General features: G+C 70.5%; 27 protein-coding genes. 15 read left to right on the top strand and 12 right to left on the bottom strand.

All coding sequences use genetic code 11. The annotated features are described in order from the left end of the window. Window positions 1-83 precede the first annotated feature (83 nt). Window positions 84-1,409 (top strand): hypothetical protein, encoded by a 1,326-nt coding sequence (locus L2K70_RS10425; RefSeq protein WP_236401772.1) that lies wholly within the window; start codon window positions 84-86, stop codon window positions 1,407-1,409. On the opposite strand, the gene L2K70_RS10420 is transcribed toward L2K70_RS10425, so the two are convergent. Genes L2K70_RS10420 through L2K70_RS10410 form a run of 3 tightly spaced genes read right to left on the bottom strand, consistent with a single transcriptional unit; the run spans window position 1,410 to window position 4,150 of the window. Next, window positions 1,410-2,459 (bottom strand): NAD-dependent epimerase/dehydratase family protein, encoded by a 1,050-nt coding sequence (locus L2K70_RS10420; protein WP_236401771.1) that lies wholly within the window; start codon window positions 2,457-2,459, stop codon window positions 1,410-1,412. Further along, window positions 2,456-3,271 (bottom strand): S-methyl-5'-thioadenosine phosphorylase, encoded by an 816-nt coding sequence (locus L2K70_RS10415; RefSeq protein WP_236401770.1) that lies wholly within the window; start codon window positions 3,269-3,271, stop codon window positions 2,456-2,458. Before L2K70_RS10415 ends, L2K70_RS10420 begins: the two co-directional genes overlap by 4 nt. A 9-nt stretch (window positions 3,272-3,280) precedes the next feature. Beyond that, on the bottom strand, window positions 3,281-4,150 hold the full coding sequence (locus tag L2K70_RS10410; protein WP_236401769.1) for an NmrA family NAD(P)-binding protein: 870 nt from the start codon (window positions 4,148-4,150) through the stop codon (window positions 3,281-3,283). Between the two features lie 84 nt (window positions 4,151-4,234). On the opposite strand from L2K70_RS10410, the gene L2K70_RS10405 reads away from it, so the two are divergent. Continuing rightward, window positions 4,235-4,924 carry a TetR/AcrR family transcriptional regulator gene (locus L2K70_RS10405; RefSeq protein WP_236401768.1) on the top strand — a complete coding sequence of 230 codons (690 nt, stop codon included), beginning with the start codon at window positions 4,235-4,237 and terminating at the stop codon, window positions 4,922-4,924. 12 nt (window positions 4,925-4,936) lie between these two features. On the opposite strand, the gene acs is transcribed toward L2K70_RS10405, so the two are convergent. The 3 genes from acs to L2K70_RS10390 form a co-directional block, all read right to left on the bottom strand. Further along, complete coding sequence (gene acs, locus L2K70_RS10400; RefSeq protein WP_236401767.1) at window positions 4,937-6,901, bottom strand: acetate--CoA ligase; 1,965 nt, start codon at window positions 6,899-6,901, stop codon at window positions 4,937-4,939. Between the two features lie 141 nt (window positions 6,902-7,042). Beyond that, on the bottom strand, window positions 7,043-8,677 hold the full coding sequence (locus tag L2K70_RS10395) for a monocarboxylic acid transporter (RefSeq protein ID WP_236401766.1): 1,635 nt from the start codon (window positions 8,675-8,677) through the stop codon (window positions 7,043-7,045). 1 nt (window position 8,678) lies between these two features. Then, a complete protein-coding gene (locus L2K70_RS10390) occupies window positions 8,679-9,026 on the bottom strand; it encodes a DUF485 domain-containing protein (protein ID WP_236401765.1) in 348 nt (115 codons plus the stop codon). A gap of 203 nt (window positions 9,027-9,229) precedes the next feature. Between L2K70_RS10390 and L2K70_RS10385 the strand changes: the two genes are divergently transcribed. From L2K70_RS10385 to L2K70_RS10355, 7 genes are all read left to right on the top strand, one after another. Beyond that, window positions 9,230-9,919 (top strand): phosphatase PAP2 family protein, encoded by a 690-nt coding sequence (locus tag L2K70_RS10385; RefSeq protein WP_236401764.1) that lies wholly within the window; start codon window positions 9,230-9,232, stop codon window positions 9,917-9,919. Between the two features lie 10 nt (window positions 9,920-9,929). After that, window positions 9,930-10,832 (top strand): NAD-dependent epimerase/dehydratase family protein, encoded by a 903-nt coding sequence (locus L2K70_RS10380; RefSeq protein WP_236401763.1) that lies wholly within the window; start codon window positions 9,930-9,932, stop codon window positions 10,830-10,832. A 30-nt stretch (window positions 10,833-10,862) separates the two neighbouring features. Beyond that, window positions 10,863-11,855 carry an aldo/keto reductase gene (locus tag L2K70_RS10375; RefSeq protein WP_236401762.1) on the top strand — a complete coding sequence of 331 codons (993 nt, stop codon included), beginning with the start codon at window positions 10,863-10,865 and terminating at the stop codon, window positions 11,853-11,855. Between the two features lie 19 nt (window positions 11,856-11,874). Continuing rightward, window positions 11,875-12,891: an App1 family protein phosphatidate phosphatase gene (locus tag L2K70_RS21665; RefSeq protein WP_236401761.1), complete on the top strand. Its 1,017-nt coding sequence runs from the start codon at window positions 11,875-11,877 to the stop codon at window positions 12,889-12,891. Window positions 12,892-12,923: 32 nt separating this feature from the next. Continuing rightward, window positions 12,924-13,325, top strand: a complete 402-nt coding sequence (locus tag L2K70_RS10365) for a VOC family protein (RefSeq protein ID WP_236401760.1) — start codon at window positions 12,924-12,926, stop codon at window positions 13,323-13,325. After that, complete coding sequence (locus L2K70_RS10360; RefSeq protein ID WP_236401759.1) at window positions 13,322-13,606, top strand: winged helix-turn-helix transcriptional regulator; 285 nt, start codon at window positions 13,322-13,324, stop codon at window positions 13,604-13,606. Before L2K70_RS10365 ends, L2K70_RS10360 begins: the two co-directional genes overlap by 4 nt. Window positions 13,607-13,676: 70 nt before the next feature. Continuing rightward, the gene (locus tag L2K70_RS10355; RefSeq protein WP_236401758.1) at window positions 13,677-14,543 is read left to right on the top strand and encodes an NAD(P)-dependent oxidoreductase; all 867 of its coding nucleotides are present in this window, start codon (window positions 13,677-13,679) and stop codon (window positions 14,541-14,543) included. Here L2K70_RS10355 and L2K70_RS10350 read toward each other — a convergent pair. The 4 genes from L2K70_RS10350 to L2K70_RS10335 form a co-directional block, all read right to left on the bottom strand. Then, window positions 14,540-17,512, bottom strand: a complete 2,973-nt coding sequence (locus tag L2K70_RS10350; RefSeq protein ID WP_236401757.1) for a SpoIIE family protein phosphatase — start codon at window positions 17,510-17,512, stop codon at window positions 14,540-14,542. The two genes, L2K70_RS10355 and L2K70_RS10350, sit on opposite strands and share 4 nt — an antisense overlap. Before the next feature lie 94 nt (window positions 17,513-17,606). Continuing rightward, a complete protein-coding gene (locus L2K70_RS10345; RefSeq protein ID WP_236401756.1) occupies window positions 17,607-17,999 on the bottom strand; it encodes a DUF1622 domain-containing protein in 393 nt (130 codons plus the stop codon). Beyond that, complete coding sequence (locus L2K70_RS10340) at window positions 17,989-18,612, bottom strand: SGNH/GDSL hydrolase family protein (protein ID WP_236401755.1); 624 nt, start codon at window positions 18,610-18,612, stop codon at window positions 17,989-17,991. Before L2K70_RS10340 ends, L2K70_RS10345 begins: the two co-directional genes overlap by 11 nt. Then, window positions 18,609-18,833, bottom strand: coding sequence for a DUF2188 domain-containing protein (locus tag L2K70_RS10335; RefSeq protein ID WP_236401754.1), 225 nt, complete (start codon window positions 18,831-18,833; stop codon window positions 18,609-18,611). The genes L2K70_RS10340 and L2K70_RS10335 overlap by 4 nt, the downstream gene beginning before the upstream one ends. A gap of 79 nt (window positions 18,834-18,912) precedes the next feature. Here L2K70_RS10335 and L2K70_RS10330 point away from each other — a divergent pair, with 79 nt between their 5' ends. From L2K70_RS10330 to L2K70_RS10320, 3 genes are all read left to right on the top strand, one after another. Beyond that, on the top strand, window positions 18,913-19,881 hold the full coding sequence (locus L2K70_RS10330; protein ID WP_236401753.1) for an aldose epimerase family protein: 969 nt from the start codon (window positions 18,913-18,915) through the stop codon (window positions 19,879-19,881). 110 nt (window positions 19,882-19,991) lie between these two features. Continuing rightward, entirely contained in the window at window positions 19,992-20,447 is a 456-nt protein-coding gene (locus tag L2K70_RS10325) for an SRPBCC family protein (RefSeq protein WP_236401752.1), read from the top strand. Between the two features lie 10 nt (window positions 20,448-20,457). Next, window positions 20,458-21,267: an SDR family NAD(P)-dependent oxidoreductase gene (locus L2K70_RS10320; RefSeq protein WP_236401751.1), complete on the top strand. Its 810-nt coding sequence runs from the start codon at window positions 20,458-20,460 to the stop codon at window positions 21,265-21,267. Here the strand turns inward: L2K70_RS10320 and L2K70_RS10315 are convergent. Continuing rightward, window positions 21,264-22,058 (bottom strand): aldo/keto reductase, encoded by a 795-nt coding sequence (locus L2K70_RS10315; protein WP_236401750.1) that lies wholly within the window; start codon window positions 22,056-22,058, stop codon window positions 21,264-21,266. The two genes, L2K70_RS10320 and L2K70_RS10315, sit on opposite strands and share 4 nt — an antisense overlap. 213 nt (window positions 22,059-22,271) lie before the next feature. On the opposite strand from L2K70_RS10315, the gene L2K70_RS10310 reads away from it, so the two are divergent. Beyond that, complete coding sequence (locus L2K70_RS10310; protein ID WP_091198989.1) at window positions 22,272-22,475, top strand: cold-shock protein; 204 nt, start codon at window positions 22,272-22,274, stop codon at window positions 22,473-22,475. A 114-nt stretch (window positions 22,476-22,589) separates the two neighbouring features. Here L2K70_RS10310 and kilB read toward each other — a convergent pair whose 3' ends face one another. Further along, a complete protein-coding gene (gene kilB, locus L2K70_RS10305; protein WP_236401749.1) occupies window positions 22,590-23,069 on the bottom strand; it encodes a plasmid transfer protein KilB in 480 nt (159 codons plus the stop codon). Window positions 23,070-23,588: 519 nt separating this feature from the next. On the opposite strand from kilB, the gene L2K70_RS10300 reads away from it, so the two are divergent. Together L2K70_RS10300 and L2K70_RS10295 are read left to right on the top strand one after the other, a co-directional pair. After that, the gene (locus L2K70_RS10300) at window positions 23,589-24,716 is read left to right on the top strand and encodes an excalibur calcium-binding domain-containing protein (RefSeq protein ID WP_236401748.1); all 1,128 of its coding nucleotides are present in this window, start codon (window positions 23,589-23,591) and stop codon (window positions 24,714-24,716) included. 358 nt (window positions 24,717-25,074) lie between these two features. After that, on the top strand, window positions 25,075-25,911 hold the full coding sequence (locus L2K70_RS10295) for a hypothetical protein (RefSeq protein WP_236401747.1): 837 nt from the start codon (window positions 25,075-25,077) through the stop codon (window positions 25,909-25,911). Window positions 25,912-25,966: the final 55 nt, after the last annotated feature.

The following is a 25,966-nucleotide window of genomic DNA, read 5'->3' as shown; positions in this document are numbered from 1 at the left end:
GGACCATCCTTCTCACCCTTACGAACCAATGACGTGTGCGTCGCCGCCGCCGTCGCCTCAGGCCGCGTCCCTAGGGTGTCGGCATGAGCCGCGACCGCCTCGCCCCACGCGCAGCGACCGGTCTGGCGGTGGCGGTCGTGGTCGTCGTCGCGTCCTTCGTCGTACCGCCCCTCACCGGGTGGGACGTCGATGCGCGCAGCGACATGGTCGGCCTGCCACCGCTCCACGGCTTCGTGGACGTGCGCTGGTCGGCGACCTCCGTGCTGGCCGTCCTGGTCGCGGTCGCGGGCGTGTGGCGAGGTGAGCACCTGGCCCGCACGCTGTCGTGGCGGCGCCTGCTGCTGACGTCGTACGTCGTCGGGCTGGTGTGGCTCGTCGCCCTCGCACTGGTGGACGGCGAGGTCGGGCTGACCCGGGTGATGACGAGCCCGAGCGAGTACATGGTCACGGCCCGCGAGATCACCGACGTCCCGGCGATGCTGCGGGAGTACGTCGACCGCATCCCCTACACCGCGCCCGACAACTGGCCGATCCACCTCGCCGGACACCCGCCGGGGGCCGTGCTGTTCCACGTCGCGCTGGTGCGGCTCGGGCTCGGCGGCGACCTCGTGTCGGCGCTGGTCATCGTCACGATCGCGGCGACCATCCCGCTGGCGACCCTCGTGACCCTCCGGCTCCTGGGTGCGGAGGGGTTCGGGCGGCTCGCCGCTCCGTTCCTCGTCCTCTCCCCGGCCGCGGTGTTCCTCGCCGTCTCGGCCGACGCGGTCTTCGCCGCCTGCGCCGCGTGGGGGCTCGCGGCCCTCGCGGCGTCCGCGACGTCGACCGTGCGCGGCCGTCTCGTGGGATGGGGCGTCGTGGCCGGGCTGCTGCTCGGCTGGTGCGTGATGAGCTCCTACGGCCTGCCGCTGCTCGGGATCCTCGCCTTGGCAGTGCTCTGGCTGGCCCGGTCGTGGTGGCCCCTGCCCGTCGCTGCGGCCGCTGCGCTCGCCGTCGTGCTGGGCTTCGCCGTGCTCGGCTTCTCGTGGTGGGGGGCCTATCCGGTGCTGCACGACCGCTACTGGGCGGGCCTTGCCTCGACCCGCCCGTTCTCCTACTGGGTGTGGGGCAACCTCGGGGCGCTACTCGTGTCCGGAGGGCCGCTGCTCGGGGCTGGCCTCGCCGTCGCGGCCCGTCGGCACATCGGGCCCTCCCGCACGGTCGCCGTGCTGGCGGGTGCGGCGGCGCTCGCCATCGCGCTGGCCGACCTGAGCCGGATGTCGAAGGCCGAGGTCGAGCGGATCTGGCTGCCGTTCGTCCCGTGGCTCACTGTGTCGCTCTCGCTGCTCCCGGGCGGGTGGCTGCGCTGGGGCCTGGGCCTGCAGGTGCTCACGGCGCTCGTGGTGGAGCACCTGCTCTACACGAGCTGGTGATCAGGTCCGCAGCGGTGCCGTCGCGAACGCCCGCAGGCCTTCCTCCGGCGAGACCGACGCGGTGAAGCCGAGCTCGGCCGCGGCCAGGGCCGGCGAGGCGACGACGTGGCGGACGTCGCCGGGCCGGAAGCCGCCGGTGACCTGCGGCGCGATGTCGCAGCCGGTTCCCTCGGCGACCCGGGTGGCGACGTCGAGGATCGTGACCGGCTGGCCGGAGCAGACGTTGTACGCCGACCAGCGCGGCGTACCGCCGGCGACGACCGCCTCGAGCGCGAGGACGTTGGCGCGGGCGACGTCGTCGACGTGGACGAAGTCGCGCACCTGCGCGCCGTCCTCGTAGACCTGCGGCGCCTCGCCGCGCTCGAGCGACGAGCGGAACATCGCCGCGACGCCGCTGTAGGGGGTGTCGCGCGGCATCATCGGGCCGTAGACGTTGTGGTAGCGCAGGGCGATGGCGGCCGCTCCGGCCTGGCGCACCCACGACGAGGCGTAGTGCTCCTGGGCGAGCTTGCTCGCGGCATAGCTGCTGCGAGGGTCGAGCCGCGCGTCCTCCGGCACCAGCTCCCAGTCGAGCGCCTGGCCGCAGGCCGGGCAGCGGTTCTCGAAGTCGCCCGCCTCCATCGCCGCGACCGGCCGCGGGGGCGGCAGCTGCGGCCCGTGCTCGGAGCAGGCGTAGCAACCCTCGCCGTAGACGACCATCGAGCTCGCGAGGACCAGTCGGTCGACCCCCGCCTCGTGCATCGCGGCCAGCAGGGCGGCCGTGCCGAGGTCGTTTTGCGAGGCGTAGTCCGGAAGGTCCGCGACCCGCACGCCGGCCCCGACGAGTGCCGCCTGGTGGCAGACCGCGTCGACACCCCGCAGGGCCTCGGCCCACTCGTCCGAGCCCGCGTCGCGCACGTCGAGCTGGAGCGTGCCCTCCGGCGGCTCGCTCGACCCGTGCGCCGAGGACAACATCAGGTCGACGCCGACCACCTCGTGCCCCTCGCCCTCGAGCCGCCGGGCGATCGCGGACCCGATGAAGCCGGCCGACCCGGTGAGCAGCACCTTCACGGGCGGAGCTCGATCCCAGGGACCTCGTAGGTCAGCTCGATGCCGTCCGACCACGTCGCGCACGTGCAGCCGGCCGGGTCGGGGAGCCCCTCGATGGCGGCGGCGAGGAGGCCGGTGAGCCGGTCGAGGTTCTGCCTGAAGAGCGCGAAGACCTCGTCCTGGCCGACCCCGTCGCCCGACTCGGCGCCGGCGTCCATGTCGGTGACGAGCGCGAGCGAGGCGTAGCACTGGCCCATCTCGCGGGCGAGCTGCGCCTCGGGGGCGCCGGTCATGTTGATGAGGTCCCAGCCCTGGTCGGCGTAGTGCCGGGACTCTGCGCGGGTGGAGAACCGCGGCCCCTCGATGACGACCATGGTGCCGCCGTCGTGGATGTCGGCGCCGGCGGCCGACAGCGCGCGCGAGACGCCCGGGCAGTAGGGGTCGGCGAACGGCAGGTGGACCGCGCCCGACTCGACGTACGACCCGATGCGGCGGTGGGTGCGGTCGACGAGCTGGTCCGGTACGACGAGGTCGCCCGGGGCCACCGTGTCCCGCAGTCCGCCCACGGCGCACGGCGCCAGCACCTGGCGCACGCCGAGCGAGCGCAGGGCCCACGCGTTGGCCCGGTAGGGGATGGCGTGCGGCGGGAACTCATGGTGCTGGCCGTGCCGAGGAAGGAAGGCGACCCGGCGTCCGGCGACCTCGCCGATCGAGACGGGCGCCGACGGGTCGCCGTACGGCGTCTCGACACGGTGCTCGACGGCGTCGGAGAGGAAGGAGTAGAAGCCGGTGCCGCCGATGACGGCGACGTCCGCGCGTGGGGAGTCAGGCACCCGGCCACCCTAGTGAGCCTGCCCGAGAACCTCTCGTGCCAGCACCTCGCGCAGCGGGGTCGTCGGCCGCTCCAGCACCTCGCCGAGCAACGGGTCGGTGATGTCGAACTCGCCGGCACGCGAGGCGAGGTGCATCGTGAGGGCGAACCGCGCCCGCCCCTCCGGTGTGCCCGCGGCGACCTGGGTGGCGACCCACTCCTCGTCGTCGACGACGCGGCGCTCGACCGCTCGCCCGGTCATCTCCGACAGGAGGGCGGCGACCTCGGTCAAGTCGAACGCGCGCTGGGCCGTGAGGGGAGCGGTGACGCCGTCGAGCCGCGGGTCACCGAGGAGTGCAGCGACCGCCGCCTCGGCGAGGTCGCCGTGGTCGGTCCACGACACCGGCCCGTCGGCAGGCGCCCGAAGCTCACCGGTCTCGAGGGCGTCCGCCACGAGCATCGGGACGGTGCTGGCGTAGAAGCCGTTGCGCAGTGCGGTGAAGGGCACGCCGGCCCCAGCGAGGTGGTCCTGGGTGGCGGCGTGCACCGGCTGGGGCGTGAAGAGCGAGGTCGGTGAGGCCGCCTGGTGGCCCGTGTAGGCCACGCGCTCCGCGCCCGCCGCCACCGCGGCGTCGATCGCCGCGGTGTTGGCCTCCACGGCCTCCGCGCCCACCAGTGGCGCCGAGACCACCAGCACGCGAACGGCGCCCTCGAAGGAGTGCAGGAGCGTCTCGGGCGCGGTGAAGTCGCCGCGCCTGACACGGACCCCGATAGCGGCGAGGCGGTGGGCCGCTTGCGGGTCTCGCACGCTCACCCCCACCTCGGACGCCGGGACGCGGGCGAGCAGCTTCTCGACTACCAGGGAGCCGAGGCGGCCGGTCGCTCCGGTGATGACGATCATGGATGTCTCCTCGATATCGATGATAACGGTTTGGCGATATCAAAGATACATCAGCGGAACCGGTCACGCGATATCGTTGGAAACATGACCGATCGTCGCGACGTTCTGGTGGAGGTGGCCGCGAGGTTGCTCCACGCCGAGGGGGTCGACGCGGTCACCACCCGCCGGGTCGCGCAGGAGGCGGGAGTCCAGGCCCCGGCGATCTACCGCGTCTTCGGGGACAAGGACGGGCTCCTCGACGCCGTCGCCGAGCACACCATGGCTACCTGGGTGGCGGACAAGACGCGCCGTGCCGCCGGCGCCCGGGACAGCGACCCCGTGTCCGACGTTCGGGCGGGCTGGATCGAGGCGGTCGAGTTCGGGCTCGCCAACCCGGCGCTCGTCTCGCTGATGATGGCGCCACGGCCGGGCGCGCCGTCCCCGGCGGTCGCGGCCGGGCTCGAGGTCCTGCGCGCCAAGGTGCGCCGGCTCGCCGAGCACGGCCGGCTCGCGCTGCCGCAGGAGCAGGCGACGACCCTCCTGCACGCCAGCGGGAACGGGCTGGTCGTCGACCTCCTGAGCCGTCCGGTCGAGGAGCGCGACCTCGGCATGGTCGAGGTGATGTGCGAGGCGGTGCTCGCCGCTGTCGTCACCCCGGACCCCGGCGACGACCGGCCCGACCCCGGTCCGGTGCCCGCTGCGCTCGCCCTGCTCGCGCACCTCGACGGACTCGACCTCACCCCGGCCGAGCGGGGGCTCATGCGCGAGTGGCTCGACCGCACCACCCGCGCCTGATCCGCGCGCCGATCACTCCTCCGACGAGGCGGCGGAGCCCTCCTTGTCCTTGATCAGGTCCATCACCGTCGAGTCGGCGAGGGTGGTCACGTCGCCCACCTCGCGGTGCTCGGCGACGTCCTTGAGCAGGCGGCGCATGATCTTGCCGGAGCGGGTCTTGGGCAGCTCGGGCACGACCATGATCTGGCGCGGCTTGGCGATCGCGCCGATCTCCTTCTGCACGTGCTTGCGGAGCTCCTCAACAATGTCGGGGCCGCCGTCACCCGCCGACTCGCGGAGGATGACGAAGGCGCAGACGGCCTGTCCGGTGGTCTCGTCGGCGGCGCCGACGACGGCGGCCTCGGCGACCTTCGGGTGCGACACGAGCGCCGACTCGATCTCGGTGGTGGAGAGGCGGTGGCCGGACACGTTCATGACGTCGTCGACGCGACCGAGCATCCAGAGGTCGCCGTCCTCGTCCTTCTTCGCGCCGTCGCCGGCGAAGTAGAAGCCCTGCTTGGGGTAGCGCGACCAGTACGTGTCCTTGAAGCGCTGGTCGTCGCCCCACAGCGTGCGGAGCATCGCCGGCCACGGCTTGGTGAGCACGAGGTAGCCGCCCGAGCCGTCGGGCACGGAGTTCCCCTCGTCGTCGACGACGTCCGCGCCGACACCGGGCAGTGCCTTCATCGCCGAGCCCGGCTTGCCGGCGGTGACGCCGGGCAGCGGGCTGATCATGATCTGGCCGGTCTCGGTCTGCCACCAGGTGTCGACGACCGGGCAGCGGTCGCCGCCGATGACCTCGCGGTACCAGACGTAGGCCTCCGGGTTGATCGGTTCACCGACCGACCCGAGGAGGCGCAGCGATGACATGTCGTAGCCGTCGGGGATCTCGCGTCCCTGCTTCATGAAGGTCCGGATCGCGGTCGGCGCGGTGTAGAAGATCGTCACCTTGTAGTCCTGCACGATCTGCCACCAGCGGCCCTTCTCGGGCGTGCCCTCGTACATCACCTGCGTCGCGCCGTTGGCGAGCGGGCCGTAGACCATGTAGCTGTGGCCGGTCACCCAGCCGACGTCGGCGGTGCACCAGTAGACGTCGGTGTCGGGCTTGAGGTCGAAGACCTCCCAGTGCGTGAACGACGTACCGGTCAGGTAGCCGCCCGTGGTGTGCAGGATGCCCTTGGGCTTGCCGGTCGTGCCGGAGGTGTACATCACGTAGAGCGGGTGCTCGCTGTCGTGCAGCTCGGCCTCGTGCTCGGCCGACGCGGAGTCGACGGCGTCGTGCCACCACACGTCGCGGCCCTCGTGCCAGTCGACGTCCTGGCCCGTACGACGTACGACGAGCACGTTGCGCACGAGGTCGCCGGTCTTCTCCACCGCCTCGTCGACGGCGGGCTTGAGCGCACTGGCCGCACCGCGGCGGTAGCCGCCGTCGCTGGTGATGACGACGTGCGCCTCGCAGTCCTCCAGGCGGGACGCGAGGGCGTCGGCGGAGAACCCGCCGAACACGACGGTGTGGGGGGCGCCGAGGCGGGCGCAGGCGAGCATGGCGACGACGACCTCGGGGATCATCGGCATGTAGATCGCGACCCGGTCGCCCTTCTTCACGCCGAGGTCGGTCAGCGCGTTCGCCGCCTTCGACACGAGGTCCTTCAGCTCGGCGTAGGTGATGTCGCGGGTGTCGTCCTCCGGCTCGCCCACCCAGTGCAGGGCCACCTTGTCGCCGCGCCCGGCGTCGACGTGGCGGTCCACGCAGTTGACCGCGGCGTTGATGGTGCCGCCGACGAACCACTTCGCGAACGGCGGGTCGGACCAGTCGAGCACCTGGTCCCACTTCTGGCCCCAGTCCAGGCGCTCGGCCGCCGCGGCCCAGAAGGCCTCGCGGTCCTCCTCGGCGCGGGCGTAGGCCTCCGCCTTGACGTTGGCGTCGGCGGCCAGGTCGGCGGGCGGCTCGAAGCGGCGCTCCTCGCGGGACAGGTTCGACAGGGTCTGCTCGGACAAGGCTCTCTCCTGGGGACGACGGAAGTTCAAACGTACTCGCGTCGCTGGTTGAGGTGCGAGGAGCGCCAGCGACGAGCCTCGAAACCAGGTGGGTGTGGTTTCGAGGCTCGCTTCGCTCGCACCTCAACCAGCGAGGTGGATTCAGTGCTTGCTGGCCTGCTCGGCGCCGGCGCCGGTGAGGGCGCGGACCTCGAGCTCGGTGTAGCGGTCCTCCGCCGACTGCTCCTTCGACGAGATGGTCCCGAGGTATCCGAGGAGGAAGCCGAGCGGGATCGACACGATGCCGGGGTTCTCCAGCGGGAACCACGAGATGTCGATGCTGGTCGGCAGCAGCGAGAGGTTCTTCCCGCTGACCGGGTCCACGCCCTTGCCGCTGACGATCGGGCTGAAGATCACCAGGCCGACGGACGAGATCAGGCCGCCGTAGATGCTCCAGAGCGCGCCGCGGGTGTTGAAGCGCCGCCAGAACATGTTGTAGATGATCGCCGGCAGGTTGGCCGACGCGGCGACCGCGAAGGCGAGCGCGACCAGGAACGCGATGTTGAGCTTCTGCGCCGGGATCGCCAGCACGATCGCGATCAGGCCGATGACGCCCGCCGCGATCCGGGACACCCGGATCTCCTCGGCCTCCGAGGCCTGGCCGTTCTTGAACACGGAGTTGTAGAGGTCGTGAGCCACCGACACCGACGACGTCAGCGTCAGTCCGGCGACCACCGCGAGGATCGTGGCGAAGGCGACCGCCGCGATCACCGCGAGGAGGACGGCGCCCCCGGTCGAGCCCGACCCGCCTCCGACGGCCTCGGCCAGCAGCGGCGAGGCCAGGTTGCCGCCCGACGCGGCCACCTCGGCGTACGAGTCCTTGTCCAGCAGCGCGGCCGCACCGAAGCCCAGGATCAGCGTGAAGAGGTAGAACACGCCGATCAGGCCGATCGCCCACAGCACCGACTTGCGCGCGTCGCGCGACGTCGGGGTCGTGTAGAAGCGGATCAGGATGTGCGGCAGGCCGGCCGTGCCGAGCACGAGGGCGATGCCGAGGGAGATGAAGTCGATCTTCGACGTGGTCGAGACGCCGTACTTCAGGCCGGGCTCGAGGAAGGCGCCGCCCTTGCCGCTGTTCTGCGCGGCGGTGCCGAGGAGCTCGGACAGGTTGAAGCCGAACTTCGCGAGCACCAGTACGACGATGAGCGCCGAGCCGGCCATCAGGAGGACGGCCTTGACGATCTGCACCCACGTGGTGCCCTTCATGCCGCCCACGGTGACGTAGAAGATCATCAGCGCGCCGACGAAGAAGATCGTCAGGTTCTTGAGCCCGTCGCTGCTGACGCCGAGCAGCAGGGCGACGAGTGCGCCCGCGCCGACCATCTGGGCGAGCAGGTAGAAGATCGAGACGACGACCGTGGAGGTCGCGGCCGCCATCCGGACCGGCTTCTGCTTCATCCGGTAGGCGAGCTGGTCGGCCATCGTGTAGCGCCCGGAGTTCCGCAGCACCTCGGCCACGAGCAGCAGCGCGACGAGCCAGGCGACGAGGAAGCCGATCGAGTAGAGGAAGCCGTCGTAGCCCGACAGCGCGATGGCGCCCGAGATGCCGAGGAACGACGCCGCCGACATGTAGTCGCCGCCGATGGCGAGACCGTTCTGGAAGCCGGAGAAGCCGCGGCCGCCGGCGTAGTGGTCGGCCGCGCCGCTGGAGTTGCGGCTGGCCCAGATGGTGATGCCGACCGTGAGGGCGACGACACCGAGGAACAGCACCGTGGTGAGGATCTGGTGGCCTTCCATGTCAGCGCTCCCGTCCGTCGTAGTAGGAGTCGCTGAGCTGCGAGGCCAGCGGGTCGAGCCGGGAGTTGCTGTAGCGGCTGTAGACGAAGGCGAGGATGAACGTCGTCGCGAACTGCAGCAGGCCGAAGACGAGGGCGACGTTGATGTTGCCGACGACCTTGGTGCTCATGAAGTCGTGGGCGAACATCGACATCAGGACGTAGAGCGCGTACCAGGCCAGGAACGCGACCGTGGCCGGGATGACGAAGCGGCGGTAGCGAGAGCGCAGCTCCGCGAACTCGGGCCGGGCCGACAGCTCGTCGTAGACGGGGTCGTGCCGTGCGGCCTGGTCGTGAGCGTCAGAGGTCACGTCAGGATCCTTCCGGGCGGGGGTCACCGAGGTGTGACCGTCGTCACCGTGGCACCGCGCGCGCCACGTCGGGGAGTGGGCCGCGCGGGGCGGTCGCCCGGTGGGCGCGGGCGAGCGACGGGCGGTCGGTGTCGTACGACGAGCGGTCGCGGCTCACCCCTGGGGGACTCCCGCTCGGCGCGCGCTGCTGGCACCCTCGGTCCGTGGAGATCAGCACCCGCACCAAGCACGCCGCCCGCACCCTGTCCGTCACCTGGGTCGTGCTCACCCTCGCCGTGATCGCCGTCGGCTGGTTGATCACCCACCCGCTGAAGTCGAGCATCGAGCCGTGGGACGACGACTTCTCGAGGTCGATCGCCGCCGACCGCACGCCGGACGGTGAGTTCCTCGCCGCGTGGGGCAGCCACGTCGCCGACACGATCGTGGGCGTCATCGTCGCGGCGGTCGTGGCCCTCATCCTCTGGCGCGTGCAGAAGACCAAGCTGCCGCTCGTCTACTTCACGGTGCTGGTCGTCGGCACGCTCGCGCTCTACCTGATCGTCACGGCGCTGATCACCCGCGACCGCCCGCCCGTGAAGATCCTCGACCCCGGCCTGGTGCCCGACCACAGCTATCCGTCGGGCCACGTGATGACCGCGATCGTCGTCTACTGCGCGCTCGCGATCTACCTCTTCCGCACCATGCCGTCGTCGCGCAAATGGGCGTGGATCCTCTTCCTCGCCCCGGTGATCGTCGCCCCCTCCCGCCTCTACGAGGGCGCCCACCACCTCACCGACGTCCTCACCAGCCTGGTCTTCGCCCCCATCTGGGTCGCCGTCGTCGCCAGGACGCTGCTGACCGAGCACTCGGTGGTGGAGGTGCGAGCGCAGCAAGCCTCGAAACCATCGACCTAGTGTGGAACCCATGACCTCCCCCATCGTCGTCGTGACCGGAGCCAACGGACTCGTGGGCAGCCACGTGGTGTCCGCGCTGAGCGAGAGGGGCGCGACGGTGCGCGCGGTCGTACGCCGAGTCGGTACCGCGCCCGACCTCACCGGCGTCGACGAGCACGTCGGCGACTTCGGCGACCCGGTGTTCGCCGCCCAGGTCGTGGCCGGGTCGGACGCGCTCGTGACCACCGTCCACCCGCTCGGCGGCGATGCCGACGAGCAGCGCCGCATCGGCCTCGACGGCACGCTGACCATCGCGTCCGCGGCGGGCGACGCCGGCGTACCGCTCGTCGTGCACATCTCGACGGCCGGCGTGTACGCCCGCACGCCTGAGGTCGGCGACGTCACCGAGGAGTCGGACTACGTCCCCGACGACGCGAACGACTACTCCGTCATCAAGCGCGACATCGACGAGGCGCTGGCCCGGCTCGGTGGTACGACGCGGGTGCTGGTGCGCCCGCCGATGATCCTCGGCCCGGGCGAGTCGTCGGTCTGGAACACGGTCCAGCCGCGCGCCATGGCCGAGGACGAGTCCCGCCGCCACGCGGTCGCCGACGCGACGGCCGCCTGGGTGCACGTCAGGGACCTCGCCGACATCACCGCCGACCTCGCTACCGGTGCGATCCCACTGCGCGACGACGTGGCGGCCGGCCCGGTGCTCGGCGGCTGCACGCCGGTCAACGTGGCCGCACCGAAGGCGACGTGGCGCGACTACCTCGGCACCGTCTGCGACGCGCTCGGCGTCGAGCCGGTCTGGGACGACAAGCCGGCGTGGACCGGTGCGATCCGCGCCGACCGGGCACAGGGCTGGGGCTGGTCGCCCCAGGTCTCGTGGGACGAGGCGATGGACGAGCTCAAGTCCGGACTGCGGTCCTGACCCGTTGACCGCCCTGCAAGAGTGAGCGGCATGGAGACGCGACCCTTCCCCCGTACCCCCTTCTCGGCCTCGGTGATCGGCCTCGGCACGTGGCAGCTCGGCGCCGACTGGGGTGACGTCAGCGAGGACGACGCCCGCGCCGTGCTCGAGGCGTCGGCCGAGGCCGGCGTGACGTTCTACGACACCGCCGACGTGTACGGCGACGGGCGCAGCGAGCAGATCGTCGGCCGCTTCGCCGCCGAGCACGCCGACGCGGGCTTCACCGTCGCGACCAAGATGGGCCGGCGCGAGGGGCAGGTGCCGGCCAACTACGTCGAGGCCAACTTCCGCACGTGGCTCGACCGCTCGCGCCGCAACCTCGGCGTCGACACCATCGACCTCGTCCAGCTGCACTGCCCGCCGAGCGCGGTCATCGACGACGACGCGACCTACGACGTCCTCGACCGGCTGGTCGAGGAGCAGGTCATCGCGGCGTACGGCGTCAGCGTGGAGACCGCCGACCAGGCGCTCAGCGCGATCGCGCGACCGAACGTCGCGAGCGTGCAGATCATCCTCAACGCCTTCCGGATGAAGCCCCTCGACGCCGTCCTGCCCGCAGCCGAGGAGGCCGGGGTCGGCATCATCGCCCGCGTCCCGCTGGCGTCCGGCCTGCTGTCGGGCAAGTACGGCCTCGACACCCAGTTCGCCGAGGACGACCACCGCAACTACAACCGCGACGGCAGCGCCTTCGACGTGGGTGAGACCTTCTCCGGCGTCGACTACGCCACCGGCGTGGAGGCCGCGCAGGAGTTCGCCCGGCTCGTCGCCGACAGCGGCCTCGACGTGACGCCCGCGCAGGCCGCGATCGCGTGGGTGGCGCAGCAGCCCGGCGTCACCACGGTGATCCCCGGCGCCCGCAACACCGACCAGGCGCGATCCAACGCCGCCGCCGGCGAGGTCGGCGCCCTGCCGCAGGAGCTCGTCGACGCGATCGCCGACCTCTACGACCGTCGCATCCGGAAGCAGGTGCACGACCGCTGGTAATGGTCCCTACGGTGACCGGGTGAGCCTCCAGCGCCTGGTCCTCGCCGTCGAGCGCGCGTGGGACTCGCGTCACGGTCACCGCACGCCCGAGCACTTCCGGATCGAGACCTACCTCGGTCACGGAGGTCCGGACGGCGTGGTGGTGCGCGGGCGCGTCCTCGACAACCGGCTCGCCCCGGAGGCCGAGGAGGGCGAGGGCGTGCGGGCCGCGACGCGTCGTACGCTCGGCCACTTCGTCACCGACGAGCTACCCGGCGTCCCGCTGCGGGTGACCGTCGCCGGCACCTCCGTCGAGGTCGAGTCCGACCAGGACGGCTACTTCCTCGTCCGGGTGCCGACGCCGGTGGGTTCGCTGACGAGCCCGTGGACGACCGGGACGGTCGCGCTGCGGGGGGCCTACCGGGGCGTGACCGACGCCGAGGCGGCTCTGGTCCAGGTGCGCGTGCCGGGCCCGGACGCGCGCTTCGGGATCCTCTCCGACGTCGACGACACGATCCTGGAGACCGGCGTGCAGCGCGCGATGCGGATGGTCGTCCAGACCTTCACCGGCTCGGCGCTGACGCGGACGGCGTTCCCCGGCGCGCCGGAGCTCTACCGCGACCTGGCCGCCGGGGCGAACCCGGTCTTCTACGTCTCGTCGAGCCCGTGGAACCTGCACTCCTTCCTGCTCGCGTTCCTGCGCCACCGCGACTTCCCGCTCGGGCCGGTGCTGCTGCGCGACCTGCTCGGCAACCGGCAGGGTCGCGAGCAGAAGCACACGCGGATCCGCGAGGTGCTCGACCTGCACCCTGACCTGTCCTTCGTGCTGCTCGGCGACTCCGGTGAGCACGACCCGCAGGTCTACGCCGACATCGTCCGCGAGTACCCCGGGCGGGTCCTCGCGGTCTACATCCGCGAGGTGCGCCTCGACCCGGGCGACGGCCGGGTGGAGAAGGTCTCGGACGCCTGGAACTCCGACGTCCCGTTCGTCCTCGCCGCCGACTCCGACGCCGTACGACGTCACGCGCAGCGGATCGGTCTGCTGCCGGCCCCTTGACCGCTTACTTGCAAAATGCAAGTATCGCTCGCATGAGCCTCTTCATCACCTGTCCGGTTGCCGACGTCGAGCGCGCGACCGCCTTCTACAGCGCCATCGGCTGGACCCTGAACGCCGAGATGTCGGACCACAACGTGTCCTGCTTCGCGATCGCGCCGGAGCAGTACGTGATGCTCGGCAGCCGCGAGATGTACGCCGCCGTCGGGGGTGTCGAGGAGCTGATCGGTGGGCCCGACACCCCGTCCAAGGTCACGGTGTCGTTCGACTGCCCGAGCCGCGAGGCCGTCGACGAGCTGGTCGAGCGCGCCGGTGCCGCGGGTGGCCGGATCGGGGACACCGACGACTACCCGTTCATGTACCAGCGCCAGTTCGACGACCCCGACGGCTACCACTACTCGCCGTTCTGGATGAAGCCGGACACCGCGGACGCGTGAGCGACCTCGCGGCGGCCCTCGGCGTCGTCGGGTCGCGATGGGCCCTGCTCATCGTGGAGCGGCTGCTCGACGGTCCGCAGCGGTACGGCGACCTCCAGCGCGACCTCGGCGTGCCGACCAACATGCTCGCCACACGCCTGCGCGAGCTCGAGGCAGCCGGCGTGCTCACCCGCCTCCCGCTGAAGCACAACACCCGGGCGTACGCACTGACCGAGCGGGGGCTCGCCCTGCGCGAGTCGATCGACGCGCTCGGCACGTGGGGGCGTGAGCACGCCGAGTGATGGCGCAAATCCGGCGACGGTCGTCCGGATCCCGCTCGCCGGTCGGACTCACGCCGGGCAACCTGAGCGCATGACGGTCGGATTCGTCGGGCTCGGCACCATGGGACTGCCGATGGCGCTCAACCTGGCTCGCGCGGGCACGGACCTGGTCGTCTGGAACCGCTCGCAACCGGCGCTCGACCTCGCCGCCGAGGCCGGCGCGACGGTCGCCTCGACCGTCGACGAGGTCTTCCGCGACGCGCGGATCGTCTTCGTGATGCTGATGAACGGAGACGTCATCGACGAGGTGCTGGGCCGCGGCACGCCGCGCTTCGCCGAGCTGGTCTTGGGCCGGACCGTCGTACCCATGGGCACGACGGCGGCGTCGTACTCGCTGGGGCTGTCGCAGGACGTCGTGGCGGCAGGCGGGACGTACGTCGAGGCGCCGGTGTCGGGCTCCCGGGTGCCGGCGGAGAACGGACAGCTCGTCGGCATGGTCGCCGGTCCAGGCTCCGCGGTCGACGAGGTCGTCGCGCTGCTCGCGCCGATCTGCGCGACCACGGTGCGGTGCGGCGAGGTCCCCGACGGGACGCGGATGAAGCTGGCGGTCAACCTCTTCCTCATCACTCAGGTGACCGGGTTGGCGGAGGCGTTCCACTTCGCCGACAGCCAGGGCCTCGATCTCGAGGTCTTCCGGTCGGTGCTGGACGCCGGGCCGATGGCGAGCGCGGTCTCGCGGATCAAGCTGGACAAGCTCGTCACCGGCGACATGAGCTCGCAGGCGTCGATCCGCGACGTGCACTACAACAGCCGGCTCGTCACCGACGCCGCCCGCGACTCGGGCACGGCGTCGCCGGTGATCGATGTGTGCCGTGAGCTGTTCGACGAGGCCGAGCGGCTCGGCCACGGCGCCGAGGACATGGCTGCGATCGTGCGGGCGATCGAGGCCCGGGACTAGCCGCGGGCGGGGTCGGGCGCGGCCCAGGGTGTCGGCGTCCCGCCGTCTGCCTGCCGCGCGACCTCCCGGCACAGCCACTGCCGCATCTTGTCGATCTCCGGCCCCGTGGACGGGCTGAGGAACCGACCCTCCCGCGCCTGCGCGATGGCCTCGCCGAGCAGCTCGTCGAGGGTCGCGAACCACGCCACCATCTCGCGCGGCACGCTCAGCACCACCTCGTCGGCGGTGATGGCCGGCCCGCCGGACGGTTGCGGGGCGGGGACCTGCTCGTGCAGGAGGGTCATGGCGGCGCTGGCGCGGGCGTGCCGCTCGAGGATGTGCTGGTCCTCCTCGAGGACGTGCAGGAGGTACTCGCGCAGGAGCGCGGTCGCGTCCTCCTGCCATCCCGCGTGCACCAGCAGGGGGACCTCCCGCAGGCGTACGTGGACGGACCCGTCGTCCGGATCGGCGGGCGCCCTGTGGTTCGTCGCTGCCAGCGCGCCCGCGTGCGTGCCCAGCTCGAACCAGACCACCTTGCCCTCGGGGCGCGGGGCGGAGCCCCACCGGTCGGCGAGCTCGTCGAGCAGCCGCAAGCCGCGGCCGGTGCCGGCGGTGGTCGTGAACCCCCGGCGGGTGGGGTGCCGGCTGGAGCCGTCCTCCACCTCGACCCGCACCGCGACCGGCGTCGCGCGCACCCGGACGGTCGCGATGCCGCCGGCGTGCACGAAGGCGTTGGTGACGACCTCCGAAAGCAGGAGCTCCGCCGGCTCCGCGAGCGCGTCGTCGAGGACTCCGTCGAGCGCGGCGCGGAGCAACCGGCGAGCCCGACCGACGTTGGCGGGGTCGGCCACCAGCTCCTCGGTGACCTCGACGGCGTCGAGGCCGACAGGTTCCGGGTCGTAGCAGGCGAGAAGGAGGGCGAGGTCGTCGTCGAGCTCGTGACCGGTCGCCCGCACCAGGCCGTCCAGCAGGTCGTCGAGGGCGGACTCGAACTCGGCCCGCTGCATCCGCGCGAGGAAGGGAGTCGGGTCGATGAAGCCGCCCAACGGCGAACGGGCCTCGATCAGGCCGTCGGTGAAGAGGAGCATCCGATCACCCGGTTCGAGCCTGCCTGTCACCGGTGTCGGCTGCACTCCGAGCCCGAGCGGCGGTTCGTGGTCGAGCTCGATCGCACGGACGTGGCCGGAAGCACGCAGGACGACGGGCGCCGGGTGGCCGCACGAGACCACGTCGAACGTGCCGTCGTACCGGATGTCGACCAGCACCCCCGTCACGAAGTCCTCCGCGTCGGGCAGGTAGGGGCGGATGCGCCGATCGATCTCACGGGCCACGTGGGCGACGTCGCCGGGGCCGGCTGCGGCGGCGCGGAACTCCCCCAGCACGACCGTGGCGGTGCGCACCGCGGAGAGCCCCTTGCCTCGTACGTCGCCCACCAGCAGGCGTACGGACGAGGGCCCCTGCACCACCTCGTAGAGGTCGCCGCCGACCTGCGCCTCGAAAGCGGCCGAGTGGTAGCGGGCGGACAGGGTGACCGGGCCGGTCCGCGCAGGTGGGGGAGCCAGGATCGCGCGCTGCGCTGCTTCGGCCACCGCCGTGACCCCGGCGAGGCGCTGTGACTGGTGCTCGAAGGTCGCCGCGGTCTCCAGCGCGACCGCCACCCGGTCCGCCACCGCCTCGAGGAACTCGACGTCCTCGTCGCCGTAGCGCCGGCCGGACTCCGCATGGATGAGGGTGAGGGCGCCGATGACGCCGTCGCGACCGTGGAGCGGCACGACCATGGCACTGGTCAGGCCGAGGCGCTGCAGGAGCTCGAGGTGCTCGGGGCCGTCGGCCGCGGCCTCGATGAGGTCCGCCGGGATGAACGGGTAGAGGACGCTCTCGCCGGTCCTGACCACCTGGGCCGCACCGGTCGGGCCGTCCATGCGGGTCGGGAAGGCGCCGCGGAGCGACTCGGCCCACGCGGTGGTCTCGGGATCGCGGTGGTTGATGGCGACGGTCTCGAGCTGGCCGTCGCGCAGCAGCTGGAGGGAGCACCAGTCCGCGAAGCGGGGCACGAGGATCCGACCGCACTCGGCCACCGTCGTGCCGGTGTCCAGGCTGCGCGACAGGCTCATCGACAGCTCGCCGAGCAGGGTCGTCCTGTGCGTCGCGGCATCCGCACGCTGCAGCTCGGCCGCACGTTCCACTGCGCTCGCCAGCGCGCCGGCGAGCGAGTGGAGGAAGCCGTCCTCGTGGTGGGTGAGGACGTCCGGCGGGAACGTGATCGCCAGCAGGCCGTACGTCCGGTCCTCGCGCCGCAGCGGCAGCAGGTGGAGGCTGCGGTCGTCGGGGTAGTAGCCGGCCAGGGCGGGGAAGGCGGCGACGATCTCCTCCACCGACCGGTAGTGGATGTCCCGGTCCTCCCTCACCGCGACGGCACCCGGGACGTCGCTGGACAGCGGCACCTCCTGGTACTGGTCCGCCCCGTTGCCCCGGCGCCCGTGCCAGGTGAGGGTCCGCAGGACGTCGTCCGAGTCGAGGGACATGACCATGGCGGACGTGGCGCCCATCGCGGCCACGGCTCTGCCGAGGAAGCCGTCGGCGACCTCGCGCACCGTGCGGGCGCCGGTGAGCTCGACGGCGAGCGCGTCGAGGACGCCCTGCGCCATCGCCGTGGTGCGCTCCAGTCGTTGCTGGCGTTTGCGGTTGGTGTTGGAGGCGATGAGCGCGAGCCCGCAGATCACGACGCAGGTGGCGAACCGGATGGCCCAGTCCCGCTCGCCGAGGTTGTCGTTCCACGCGCCCGACGCGACCGACATCGCCAGGGCCAGGGCGGACACGAGCGCCGTACGCTGGGGCGACGCGTAGATCGCGGTGAGGACCGCGGCGCCGGCGTAGGCGCCGTTGATCTGGCGCTGGAGGACGATGTCGACCGCCACCATCAGCGCAAGCAGCAGCACGCCGCTCAGCCACAACGGGCTCTCGCCAACTGCGCGCAGTCGACTGGTCACGTCAGGTCCTCTGAGTCGTTGCTGTCTGCCCGGATGGCAGTAGGCAGATGCTAGGTGGGATCCACTGGCGCCGAGCCCCGTTCGGGTGCGCGGGCTAGCCCGCTCGGTCAGGGGTGTCGACCGGGCGCTCCCGCGTCGGGCGACGTCGCCACGGCAGCGTCCCCTCGAGCTCGACCTCGAGCGAGAAGCTGAGGAAGGTCCGCACGATCACGATGAGACCGAGCGCGAGCGCGCTGTCGAGCGTGGCGTCCACGGTGATGGTGAGGACGATGTCGGCGATGATCAGCAGCTCGAGGCCGAGCAGGATGGCGCGCCCCACGCTGCGACGAGCCGTCTCGTAGGCGGTGGGGAGACCCTTGCGTCGGGCCACGAGAGCGGCGTGCACGAAGGCGCCGAGGGCTCCGAGGACGAGGACGGCGACTCCGCCGATCTCGAACCCGTGCACGACGAGCTCCATCAGGTCGTCGAACCGTTCGTCACCCAGCATTGACCCACCCTCGCACGCGCGCGGCCTGCAGGATCGCGGGCAGGACCGCGTCGGCGATGACGGCGTACCCCGCGCTCGACGGGTGGAAGCGGTCGGCGGAGAACATCGCCGGGTCGGCGGCGAACGCGGTCGACGTACGGCCGTCGGCGTCGGCCACGTGGCCGCCCTCGGCCTCGACGGCCGCGGCCTGCCGCCGGCGCAGGTCCTCGCTCGCCGCTCGCACGATCTCTCGCAGCGACACAGGGACGTGCGGCACGGCGCCCAGGTCGGGGGCCGGGGCGACGACGACCTCCGCGCCCGCCTCGCGGAGCCGGCCCACGGCCCCGGCGAGGGCGCGTACGGCGTCGGCGACCGGCTCGCGGTGGGTGAGGTCGTTGGCGCCGATGACGACGAGCACCAGGTCGGGCCGCCAGGACAGGGCCCGGTCGACCTGCGGAGCGAGCCCCCGGCTCCGGGCACCCGGCACGGCGAAGACGCCGAGCTCGAGGGCGATCCCGTGGTCCTCGAGCCCCCTCTGCAGCCGTGGCCCGAGGCGTTCGTCGTCGCGGGCGGCTCCCTGGCCCCACGCGATCGAGTCGCCGAGGACCGCGAACCGGATCGCCGAGGTGCTCAACCCTTGATGTCGCGCGGGTCGTGGCCATAGGTGCTGCGCTCGGCGATCTCGCCGTCGAGGTTGCGCACGATGTGCTCGACCTTGCGCTCGCGCGCCTCGTCACGGCCGGCCTCGACCGCCTCGTCCTTGGTGTCGTAGGAGCCGGGCAGGTCCTCGAGCGCCTCGATCCGGTTCTTCCACCTGCCGTCGGAGTGGTAGGTCTCGACGTCACCTTCGGGCATGGCGTGCTCCTTCGACGGTCCGTTGCGCTGGTCGTCGGTACCCGCCGGAAGGTGTCGTGATGTGCGGCAGGATGGAGGCGTGCCCACCGACCGCGTCTTCGACCAGATGCCCGACGGACGCGAGGTCCGGCTGCTGACGATCGGGTCCGAGCCCGGTCCCGTCGTCGAGGTGCTCACCCTGGGCGCCGCGGTCCACCGGCTGCTGGTCGACGGCCGCGACGTCGTGCTGGGCCACGCCGATGTCGCCGAGCGGCTGGCGAGCCCCGACTACGTCGGCGCCACGATCGGGCGCTACGCGAACCGGATCGCTGGCGGCCGCTTCTCGCTTGGCGGTACGACGGTGCAGCTCGCCGCCAACGACCGGGGCAACAACCTGCACGGCGGGCCGGAGGGCTTCGACGTACAGGTGTGGGACGTGGTGTCGCACTCCGACGACGCGGTCGAGCTGGCGCTGGTGAGCCCGGACGGCGACCAGGGCTTCCCGGGCACGGTGACGGCCCGGGTGCGCTACGCCGTTTCTGGCGACACGGTGACCGTCGAGCTGTCGGCGACGACCGACGCGACGACAGTGGTCGGGATGACGCAGCACTCCTACTTCAACCTCGACGGAGAGGGCTCGATCGACGAGCACGGACTCGTCGTCGAGGCGGACGAGTACACGCCGGTCGACGACACCGCGATCCCACTGGGCGAGCACGCGCCGGTCGCCGGGACGCCGTTCGACCTCCGCTCGCCCGCCCCGCTGCGGGCTTCCATTGACCACAACTACGTCGTGCGCGGCTCTGGCCTGCGCCGGCACGCGTCCCTGTCGTCGCCGCGCACGGGCGCGACCGTCGAGGTGTGGAGCGACCAGCCCGGCCTGCAGGTCTACACGGGCGACGGCTTCGACGGCAGTGTCCACGTGCGGCGGGCCGGTGTCGCGCTCGAACCGCAGGTCTTCCCGGACTCGCCGAACCACCCCGAGTGGCCCTCGCCCGTCCTCGAGCCGGGGGAGACCTACCGCTCCGTCATCGAGTGGCGTTTCGCGCGCTCAGCGCCGGTCGAGTAGCCCGCGAACACTGCGCCCGCTGGTCGAGGAGGGACGAAGTCCCGTCACGAGACCAACGCCCCACTAGACCGGCCTACCGCCGGAGTCGGACGCAGGCACATCATGACCCCATGGGCGACGCCGAGCTCCACCTCGAACGCATCATCAAGGCCCCGATCGAGGCGGTCTTCGACAAGCTCGCCGACATCGAGAGCATCAACGACTGGCAGCCCCACCGGGGCAGCATCCGTCGGAAGTCCGTGAAGACGTCCGACGGGCCGGTCGGCCTCGGCACGACCTACGAGGACTCCACGCTGTTCGGCAAGGCGCCGGGCGAGGTGTCGGTGTTCGACCAGCCGACCGCGCTGGAGTACCACTGGTGGCAGCAGGCTCCCTGGGGCGCCAAGCTCGCCGAGGGCTGGCCGGGCTACAGGCTGTCGGACGCCCGCGACGGCACGACGCGCGTCACGCACTACGCTCGCCTCAGGACGTACGGCGTCTACGCGCCGGCGACACCGGTGATGAAGTGGATCGCCGTACGAGAGCGGACCGCCGTGCTCGACGCGCTGGAGAAGTCCTTCTCCTAGTCTTCGGCGCATGCTGCCTGACGCCTTCGACCTGACCGGCCGCGTCGCGTGGGTGACGGGAGCCGGCTCGCCGGACGGGATCGGGTACGCCGCCGCGTCGCTGCTGGGTGCCCTCGGTGCTGCCGTCGCGGTCGGCGCCACCACGGACCGCGCGCACGAGCGGGCCGCCGAGCTGGAAGCCGGCGGAGTCCGCGCCGTCGGCGTCGTCGCCGACCTCACCGACGAACGTCAGGTGAGCGAGGCGCACGCCCGAGTCGTCGAGGCGCTCGGTCCGCCGACGATCCTCGTGAACAACGCCGGCATGACCAGCGTCAGCTCCCCGGCGTTCAGCACCGGGTCCGGCACAGGCGACGAGACCGGCGGCGTCGACGGACTGTCGTACGACGCCTGGCAGGCCGCGCTCACCCGCAACCTCGACACCGCGTTCCTCGCGACCCGGGCGGTCCTGCCCGGCATGCGCGAGACCGGCTGGGGTCGTGTCGTCATGGTGACCTCGGTGACCGGAGCGGTGATGGCGATGCGCGACGAGGGGGCGTACGCCGCCGCCAAGGCTGGCATGGTCGGCCTCGCGCGGTCGGTGGCGATCGACCACGCTGCCGACGGCATCACCGCGAATGCGGTCGCGCCCGGCTGGATCGCGACCGGCAGCCAGACCGACGACGAGGTGCGGCAGGGACGTCGTACGCCGGTCGGGCGCAGCGCCACGCCGCGCGAGGTGGCCGCCGCGATCGCCTTCCTGTGCGCGCCGGGCTCGTCCTACGTGACGGGTCAGTGCCTGGTCGTCGACGGCGGCAACAGCATCGCCGAGGAGCGGGGCTAGCCGCCGAGGCCGTCGAGCGTCGCCATGTCCTCGGCGCTGAGCTCGAACCCGCCGACGTCCGCGTTGGACCGGATGCGGTCGGCGTTGACGGACTTCGGGATGACGACGATCTCGTGCTGCAGGTGCCAGCGGATGATCACCTGCGCCGGCGTGCGGTCCAGCCGCTCGGCGATCTCCACGATGGAGGGGTGGTCGAGCGTCCCGCCACGCAGGGCGCTGTAGCCCTCGAGCACGACGTTGCGGTCACGGTGCTCGAGGACGGTCTGGCCGTCGAAGAGCAGCGGGCTCCACCGGATCTGGTTGATCGCCGGCGCCTCGCCGGTCGCCTCCTTGACCTCGTCGAGGAGTGCCGCGTCGAAGTTGCTGACCCCGATCTCCTTCGTCAGCCCGGCGTCGCGCGCCTCGATGAACGCCTTCCACAGGTCGGTGTTCGCCGACCCGTCGCCGGGCCAGTGGATCAGCCACAGGTCGACGTGGTCGGTCTGCAGCAGCTCGAGGCTCTTCTTCAGGGTGTCGAGCTCCTTGCCCACGTTGTCCGGTGGGCACTTGGTCGTCACGAACACGTCGTCGCGCGCGACGCCGCTCTCGGCCAGCGCCTTGCCGACCTCGCCCTCGTTGCCGTACACGGTCGCGGTGTCGAGGTGGCGGTAGCCGGCCTCGAGCGCTGCCGCGGTCGAACGCACCGCGTCCTCGCCCGTGATCTGCCACGTGCCGAAGCCGAGCAGAGGGATCCTCGATCCGCCGGAGAGGGTGAGCGTCTGGTCCGGGAGCTGGGGGGCGTCGTTGGTCATGTGTTCGACACTAGCCAGCGCCGAAAGAGCGGAGATGTGCGCAGTGCTCTACTGTTGAGGGTGTTGAAGGGACGGCCCGCGGTCGTCCTCGCCGCTCACGACGGGCGGCTCGTGTCTCGTACTCCTGGTTTTCGGTTCGCTGGACTCCATCAGGTGGATGTCTTCAGCAGCTCGGTGGCACACAGTCCCGAGACGAAACAAAGGAAACTCATCATGGCTTCAGGCACCGTCAAGTGGTTCAACGCCGACAAGGGCTTCGGCTTCATCGCGCAGGACGGCGGCGGCGAGGACGTGTTCGTGCACTTCTCCGCGATCCAGTCCGGCGGCTACAAGTCGCTCGACGAGAACCAGAAGGTCGAGTTCGACCTCGCCCAGGGCCCCAAGGGTCCCCAGGCCGAGAACGTCCGCGTCTCCTAATCCGACTCGCACAGAAGCCCTCGGCCGACTGGTCGGGGGCTTCTGTCATCTCGGGGAAGGTCATATGCGGCGGAATGCCGCAGGTTAGGTCAGTCGGCAAGGGACACCTGCCGACTAGCCGTTGTCGGAGTCGAGTGCATCCCGTCCTTGATCCATCACTAAAGACAGGTCCTCACGAACTTGATCGGCAGACTCGCCGACCGCCTCCTTGTCATCTAGCAATTTCAGGTCAGTGACAGCGTCAACTAACTTGCGCGCTCCGCCAACGACTGAATTGTCCTGCCACAAGAGTTGAACGCGGTAGAAGGCGCTCCATGCCTTCGCCCTCAAGTCGCGAAGTTCGGCGGCAGCGTCGGTTTCGTCCGGGTCGACGCCTCGGGACTTGGCTTCATGCCAATTGTGAAGCTGCGCTTTTCGGTACGACATCAGAGCGTCCGCAAAGAGCGCCAGCGCCTCTCGACGAAGATCACTGACGCGTCGGCGCTCCTCGAGGTGGCCCCTTCGATCAGCGGCTCGCGCCTGCAGCACCTGTGTCACCACCGATCCAGCCAAGGTTCCGAAGATGCCGATCGCCGCTATCCACAAGGAAGTCATGCTCGAGGGTGGCGTCGCTAGTGCCTGACGACAAGTGGAACCGCCCCCGAGACATGATCGCGGCCTGTCCTGTCCCGTCTCTTGCCGCCGCTCGGAGTCAGCCAGGCGCAGAGTGAAAGCGGGGACGGTTTGGTGAGGGTCGAAGTTGCGTCGTATTGCGGTCAATGTCCATGCGCGCGACAAACGCAGAGATTGTGCGACGTGGCATTCCGAGACCGCGCTCCACGCAGACACAACCGACCAGTGCGCGACCTCGCCCGCCTCCGCAGCTACCTCCACAGCAGGAAGCGAACGAGTTCACACGGTCGGCCAGCGACCCAGACGACCTCGCCACGCGCGAGCCGCCGTTAGGACTGAACAGTCCGCAAACCGACGACCTTAATCACGACCTCAAGCCGTCAATCCGGCCAACCAGCCACGCACTTCGAGAGACCCGCAGCGCACGGCCACGTGCCCGTGATTCCATGTTGACCACACACGCATGCGTCCAGACGGGGCGATGCAGCCTGGGGGATCACAATGCGACGTACCGGACTATTACTCGCCTTCGCAGCGACCGCACTCGCTGCCCAACTGCCTACCGCGCACGCACAAACGCAAGCCAAGGACGTCGATTGTGCTGACTTCCCCAGCCAGCAGGCAGCGCAACTCTTCTACCTCAACCACTCGCCCTCCGCTGACCCAAACAACCTCGACTCCGACGGCGACGGCGTCGTCTGCGAATCGCTCGGCGGCCCCTATTACTACGGCAGCGACCCAACCCCAGGCAACAACAACTCGCAGCCGCAACCGCCAAAGCCGAAACCGATCAAGGTCGTCAAAGTCCTCGCCGGCGACCTGCTGAAACTCCGGCAAGGCACCGACCGACCCTTCAACGTTCGACTCCTCGGCGCTCAAGTACGAGGCACCTCCTGCATCACCGCAGGCGCACGCGACGACCTGCGCTCCTGGATCAACCCCGGACTCATTGTCAGCGTGAAACTCGACAAGACCGCACCCAAACGCGACAAGCAAGGCAACATCCTCGGCGACGTCATCGCTGACCGCGCGAACGTCTCCATCGGCGCAGAACAAGTCAAAACAGGCTGGGCCACACCCGCCAGATACCAGTACAAGAACAAAGCTCGCTACCAGAAGTGGACCGGCGGTGCGTCCTACCACCGCCACGGCATGTACGGCGCCTGCATCGCAAACAACGGCAGCGAAGCCAACCCTTACATCGTCGGGACCGCCTTCGACCTCGGACCGTGGCGCTACCAAGTGGGCGCTACCGACGCTGACCCGCTCCCCGAAATGCAGGCAGAAGCCAAAGCCAAGCCCAGCAGCATCATTTACGGAACCGTGAGCCCCGGATGGGTTTACGTCAGAGTCCCCGTCACCGTCACCAATCTCGGAGCCGGAACCGCCGCCCCCAACTGGGTCAACTTTAGTCTTGCCCGCGGAGACGAGCGATACCGGAAACTCGGTCCGGGACTCTACGACTACTGCGGCGGCGGCGACGCTTACATGGGCGACAAGTACATCCCCCAAGGTCAAACCATGACTCTCTTCGTTTGCGCCACCATCCCGGGTGCGCTGCAACCAACCGACACGTGGAACGTAGACGCCGACGACTTCTCAACCGAACGATTCGTCAAGGTCATTTAGGTAAGACGGGCCAATGCCAGCTTAACCAAACAAGCATCGAGCTTCCACGCCTCCACCTGTCGACGACGTCCCAATCCAGAGGACCTGACCGAAAGCGTGAGCCAAAGTATTCAGCCGCTACGAGTACGGATCGGTCCAGCGAAGCCCGTGCGAGTTTGCAGAGGACTATCGACGGAAGGAGTTAGGCACGGTGTCGATGCATGTCGGGGTCACGACAGAGGGGTTTGCCAGCTCGGTAGCCAGTTACACCGACATGGAAGCACCACTGGTCAAGCTCATGTGGGCCGCTGCGACGGTAGGTGTCTCCCCGACTGCTCCATCGTTGGGCTCACGCTCGGTGCTTGAGTTGTGCTGGCGCATGACCCTTGTCGCGTCCACGTTGGACGTCACAGGCAACCGGTGGCGACGCAGTGACGGATACGACCGCCTCGACGGCACCGAGAAGGGGGCCGTCAGCTACTTCCATGGCATGACCATGGCGCAGCTGGCGTGCGCCGAAGTGCTCGACGTGCCGTCCTTGGTCCACCTCGACCGGGTTCTCGCGCTGATGGGTAAAAAAGCCACCCACCGCAGCCGCCCTGACTTCCTGGGCGTGCATCCGTTCCTCAAGACGACCTCGGTCGCCGTCGAGGCGAAGGGCCGATCTAACGGCATAGACCTGCCGGCGCTAAAGACGGCGAAGGACCAGGCCAAACTACTTCCCACAGTCACGGGCGTGGTCGCCACACTGGCGGTAGCGTCGATGTCGTACTTTGCCGCACCCAGTGGCTCGGATCCGGCGTGGCAGTGTCGGCTGGAAGATCCGCCTCGCCAACGCAGCGCCGATGTGATCGACCGAAGCGCGATCATTGCGTTGCACTATGAACCGCTCGTCGCAGCCGCATCTAGCCGTGATGCCGACGGCCAAGGCGAATTTCTCCGGTGGCACCTGCGAGACGTCGACGCGTGGCTGTGGCTTCCGGCCGTCGTGTTCGAGCTCGGCGTCCCACTTCTCGCGGGTGGGAGCCTCGCCATGTTTGAGGACGTAGGAGCGGCGATTGAAGCCGCACTGATTGAGCTCGTCGAGGCAAAGGACTTCTCTGAGCGCCTTGACATTGCGAGCCGAAGCCGAGATGCGGGTCGTTTCTATCTCGGCCAGAACGGTGTGGGGATCGAGCTGGGAGAGTCATGGTCCTCGGTAGAGGCGCCAGCGTGAATCTCTGGGTACCTGGAGGTTGCGCCCACGGTCAGAGGCCTCGATTGCGACGGCG

The organism is Nocardioides potassii (assembly GCF_021648885.1).
Taxonomy (GTDB): domain Bacteria; phylum Actinomycetota; class Actinomycetes; order Propionibacteriales; family Nocardioidaceae; genus Nocardioides; species Nocardioides potassii.
This window is presented reverse-complemented; position numbering and strand designations above follow the sequence as displayed.

Bases quoted from the DNA above. Each gene is read 5' to 3' on its own strand.
- L2K70_RS10425 (WP_236401772.1), top strand. From the start codon at position 84: ATGAGCCGCGACCGCCTCGCCCCACGCGCAGCGACCGGTCTGGCGGTG.
- L2K70_RS10410 (WP_236401769.1), bottom strand. From the start codon at position 4,150: ATGATCGTCATCACCGGAGCGACCGGCCGCCTCGGCTCCCTGGTAGTC.
- L2K70_RS10405 (WP_236401768.1), top strand. From the start codon at position 4,235: ATGACCGATCGTCGCGACGTTCTGGTGGAGGTGGCCGCGAGGTTGCTC.
- L2K70_RS10395 (WP_236401766.1), bottom strand. From the start codon at position 8,677: ATGGAAGGCCACCAGATCCTCACCACGGTGCTGTTCCTCGGTGTCGTC.
- L2K70_RS10380 (WP_236401763.1), top strand. From the start codon at position 9,930: ATGACCTCCCCCATCGTCGTCGTGACCGGAGCCAACGGACTCGTGGGC.
- L2K70_RS10375 (WP_236401762.1), top strand. From the start codon at position 10,863: ATGGAGACGCGACCCTTCCCCCGTACCCCCTTCTCGGCCTCGGTGATC.
- L2K70_RS10365 (WP_236401760.1), top strand. From the start codon at position 12,924: ATGAGCCTCTTCATCACCTGTCCGGTTGCCGACGTCGAGCGCGCGACC.
- L2K70_RS10355 (WP_236401758.1), top strand. From the start codon at position 13,677: ATGACGGTCGGATTCGTCGGGCTCGGCACCATGGGACTGCCGATGGCG.
- L2K70_RS10345 (WP_236401756.1), bottom strand. From the start codon at position 17,999: ATGCTGGGTGACGAACGGTTCGACGACCTGATGGAGCTCGTCGTGCAC.
- L2K70_RS10335 (WP_236401754.1), bottom strand. From the start codon at position 18,833: ATGCCCGAAGGTGACGTCGAGACCTACCACTCCGACGGCAGGTGGAAG.
- L2K70_RS10325 (WP_236401752.1), top strand. From the start codon at position 19,992: ATGGGCGACGCCGAGCTCCACCTCGAACGCATCATCAAGGCCCCGATC.
- L2K70_RS10320 (WP_236401751.1), top strand. From the start codon at position 20,458: ATGCTGCCTGACGCCTTCGACCTGACCGGCCGCGTCGCGTGGGTGACG.
- L2K70_RS10315 (WP_236401750.1), bottom strand. From the start codon at position 22,058: ATGACCAACGACGCCCCCCAGCTCCCGGACCAGACGCTCACCCTCTCC.
- L2K70_RS10310 (WP_091198989.1), top strand. From the start codon at position 22,272: ATGGCTTCAGGCACCGTCAAGTGGTTCAACGCCGACAAGGGCTTCGGC.
- kilB (WP_236401749.1), bottom strand. From the start codon at position 23,069: ATGACTTCCTTGTGGATAGCGGCGATCGGCATCTTCGGAACCTTGGCT.
- L2K70_RS10300 (WP_236401748.1), top strand. From the start codon at position 23,589: ATGCGACGTACCGGACTATTACTCGCCTTCGCAGCGACCGCACTCGCT.
- L2K70_RS10295 (WP_236401747.1), top strand. From the start codon at position 25,075: ATGACCCTTGTCGCGTCCACGTTGGACGTCACAGGCAACCGGTGGCGA.